Raw genomic sequence first — 3,654 nt, forward strand, 5'->3', positions numbered from 1 at the left:
CCACCAGCATGACGCCGAAGCGGCGGGTGACGAGGAAGGCGATGGCCCCCGGCGCGATCAGCAGCGACACGGCGAGGATGATGCCCACCGCCTTCAGTGCCGCGACGATGGTCAGCGACAGCATCACCAGCAGCCCGTAGTGCAAGAGCCCGACGCGCAGGCCCACTGCGCGCGCCTGCGCGGGATCGAACGCGTTCAGCAGCAGGTCGCGCCATTTGGCCAGCAGCGCCACCGTCACGAGGCCGCAGATGATGGCGCTTTCGGCGATATCGCCCCAGGTCACACCCAGCATGTCGCCGAACAGGATATGGTCGAGGTGCACGTCCGACTGGATCTTGGTGTAGAGCACCAGCCCCAGCCCGAACATGCCGGAGAAGACCACGCCCATCACCGTGTCTTCCTTGATGCGGCTGTTGGCCTTCAGGTACCCGGTGCCCAGCGCGCACACCATTCCGGCCACGAAGGCCCCGAGGGCCAGCGGCAGGCCGGCCATATAGGCCAGCACCACGCCGGGCAGCACGGCGTGGGAGACGGCATCGCCCATCAGCGACCAGCCCTTCAGCACCAGGAAGCAGGAGAGCAGCGCCATGGGCACCGCCACCAGCGCCGAGATGGCCAGCGCGCTCAACATGAAATCGAACTGGAACGGCGCGAGCAGAGTGTCCATCACGCCCCGCCCTCCTTCAGCGCCAGCGCCGCCTGCCGCCGCGCCGCCAGCAGCCCGTGCTTGGGGGCGAACACGAAGGCGGTGAGGAAGATGAGGGTCTGCAGCACCACGATGATGCCCCCCGTCGCCCCGTCCACGAAATAGGAGAGATAGGCGCCGGCAAAGCTCGTGCCCGCGCCGATCAGCACCGACAGGGTGATGAGGCGGGGGAAGCGGTCGGTGAGCAGATAGGCGGTGGCCCCCGGCGTCACCACCATGGCGATGACGAGGAAGGCCCCCACCGTCTGCAGCGCCGCCACCGTGCAGGCCGACAGCAGCGTGAAGAACATGATCTTCAGGAAGGTGGGGTTGAGGCCGATGGAACGGGCGTGGCTCTCGTCGAAGAAGGTCACCATCAGGTCCTTCCAGAACACCAGCAAGATGCCCAGCGAGACAAAGCCGATGAGCGCCAGTTGCAACGTGTCGGCCGGCGAGATGGCGAGGATGTTGCCGAGCACGATGGTCTGCACGTTCACCGAGGTGGGGGAGAGCGAGACCATGAACAGGCCGAGGCCGAAGAAGGACGTGAAGATGAGGCCGATGACGGCGTCTTCCTTCAGCTTGGTGCGCTCCTGCAAAAACAGCATGGCCCCGGCCGCCAGCGCGCCGGAGAAGAAGGCGCCCAGCGAGAACGGCAGGCCCAGCATGTAGGCCCCCGCCACCCCCGGCACGATGGCGTGGGACAGGGCGTCGCCGATGAGCGACCAGCCCTTCAGCATGAGGAAGGCGGAGAGAAACGCGCACACCGCCCCCACCAGCGCGCTCACCCACATGGCATTGACCATGTAGGAATAGGCGAAGGGTTCGAGGAGCAGGGCCATCATCCGATCCCCTCCGACGAGCCGGCGGTGCCGCTGGCGGCGGGGCGGTCCTTGTAGAGCACGAGGGGGCGCTCGTCGTCGGTGAGCACGCCCAGCGTGCCGGCGGCGGTGGAGTGGCTCTCGTCCAGCACGAAATGGCGCAGCACGCCGCCGAAGGCCTTCTCCAGGTTCACCTGCGTGAAGATCTCCGAGGTCAGCCCATAGGCCAGCACCGTGCCCTTGATGAGCACCGTGCGGTCGCAGAATTCCGGCACCGAGCCCAGATTATGGGTGGAGACCAGCATCACCCGCCCCTCGTCGCGCAGGGCTTTCAGCAGGGCGATGATGGCGTCCTCGGTCTTCACGTCCACGCCGGTGAAGGGCTCGTCGAGCAGGATCACGCGGGCGTCCTGCGCCAGCGCGCGGGCGAGGAACACGCGCTTCCTCTGCCCGCCGGACAGTTCGCCGATCTGGCGGTTGCGGAACTCCAGCATGTTGACGCGGCCGAGCGCCGCCGTCACCGCCTCATGGTCGGCGCGGCGGGGCATGCGCAGGAAATTCATGTGGCCGTAGCGGCCCATCATCACCACGTCTTCCACCAGCACCGGGAAGGTCCAGTCCACCTCCTCGGCCTGGGGCACATAGGCCACCACGTTGCGCTTCAGCGCGTCGCGCACGCTCATGCCGAGGATGGTCACGGACCCCTTCGACGCCGAGAGGAAGCCCATGATGGTCTTGAACAGGGTGGACTTGCCCGAGCCGTTCACCCCCACCAGCGCGGTGATGGTGCCGGTCGGGATCTCGAAGCTCGCGTCGCGCAGGGCGGTGTGGCCGTTGCGGTAGGTGACGGTGACGTGGGCGACGTTAAGGCCGGCGCCGGCGGCGTCCACGTGCGACAGGGTTGGATCGAGGGGGGCATTCATCGCGGCGCGCCCTGGGCGAGGTCCGTCGCCAACCCCTCGGCGATGGTGGCGGAGGTGACCCGCAGCAGGTCCAGATAGGTGGGCACGGGGCCCGCGGCGTCGCTCAGCGAATCCACATAGAGCACGCCGCCATATCGGGCGCCGGTCTCCCGCGCCACCTGCTTTGCGGGTTCGGCGGAGATGGTGCTCTCGGAGAAGATGGCGGGGATCTTGTCCGCCCGCATGCGGTCCACCACGCGGCGCACCTGCTGGGGCGTGCCCTGCTGGTCGGCGTTGATGGGCCACAGGTAGAGCGGCTTCAGGCCGAAATCCCGCGCCAGATAGCTGAAGGCGCCCTCGCTGGTGACCAGCCAGCGCTGGTCCGGCGGCACCTTTTCAAGCTCGGCGCGGATGGGGGCGATGGTGGCGGTGATCTTCGCCTTGTAGGCCTCGGCGTTCGCCTTGTAGGTGGCGGCGTTGGCCGGATCGTATTTCACCAGCGCGTCGCGGATGTTGTCCACGTAGATGAGGGCGGCGGCGGGCGACATCCAGGCATGGGGATTGGGCTTGCCGCTGTAGGGGCCCTCCGTGATGCCCATGGGCTCGACGCCGTCGGAGATCACCACGCTGGGCACGCCCTTCAGGCGGCTGAAGAATTTCTCGAACCACAGTTCCAGGTTCAGGCCGTTCCACAGGATCAGGTTGGCGCCCTGCGCCTTGATGAGGTCGCCGGGGGTGGGCTGGTAATTGTGGATCTCGGCGCCGGGCTTGGTGATGCTCTCCACCTGCGCGGCATCGCCCGCCACGGTCTTCGCCATGTCGGCGATGATGGTGAAGGTGGTGACCACCTTCAGCTTGTCTGCCGCCCGCGCTGGCCCGGCGGACAACGCTGCCACCGCCACCAGGGAGGCGAGAAGCACGACGCCGGCCGTCGAAAAGACGCGGCCGAAGGAATGAACCAGGCAATGGGCCGAAGAACCAGCCGCCAAAAAGTCAGGGCAGCGCATCAAGCCGCGCTCCAATCCAATCATCGCATCAATTTGCGATCCATTTGCAAAAATAGGCCCACAAAACTGCAATTGCAACTTATTCGCATTTAAGTCGACCTAGCCTTTTCCGTTTTGCTCCGCAGCGGCGTTCTCCGCAAGGGTGGGGACCGCCGCTGCGGCGGATTCAGGCACCGAAAAGGGCGGCTGCATTGCCGCAGGGACCACGATGCCGGCCGGCACCAGGGCGGGGGAGGAGG

4 protein-coding genes are annotated in these 3,654 nt (G+C 66.8%); all 4 read right to left on the minus strand.

All coding sequences use genetic code 11. From position 1 onward, the window contains the following. Nucleotides 1–667: metal ABC transporter permease (locus K9U41_RS22140; protein ID WP_282643003.1), on the minus strand; the 667-nt coding region annotated here is incomplete at its 3' end. Continuing rightward, nucleotides 667–1,530 carry a metal ABC transporter permease gene (locus K9U41_RS22145; RefSeq protein WP_282643004.1) on the minus strand — a complete coding sequence of 288 codons (864 nt, stop codon included), beginning with the start codon at nt 1,528–1,530 and terminating at the stop codon, nt 667–669. The genes K9U41_RS22140 and K9U41_RS22145, both read right to left, overlap by 1 nt. Continuing rightward, nucleotides 1,527–2,429, minus strand: coding sequence for a manganese/iron ABC transporter ATP-binding protein (locus tag K9U41_RS22150; RefSeq protein ID WP_282643005.1), 903 nt, complete (start codon nt 2,427–2,429; stop codon nt 1,527–1,529). The genes K9U41_RS22145 and K9U41_RS22150 overlap by 4 nt, the downstream gene beginning before the upstream one ends. Next, nucleotides 2,426–3,415, minus strand: coding sequence for a metal ABC transporter substrate-binding protein (locus K9U41_RS22155; protein WP_282643006.1), 990 nt, complete (start codon nt 3,413–3,415; stop codon nt 2,426–2,428). The genes K9U41_RS22150 and K9U41_RS22155 overlap by 4 nt, the downstream gene beginning before the upstream one ends. Nucleotides 3,416–3,654 lie beyond the last annotated feature (239 nt).

This window comes from Xanthobacter autotrophicus (genome assembly GCF_029991245.1).
Classification (GTDB): Bacteria; Pseudomonadota; Alphaproteobacteria; order Rhizobiales; family Xanthobacteraceae; genus Xanthobacter; species Xanthobacter autotrophicus_C.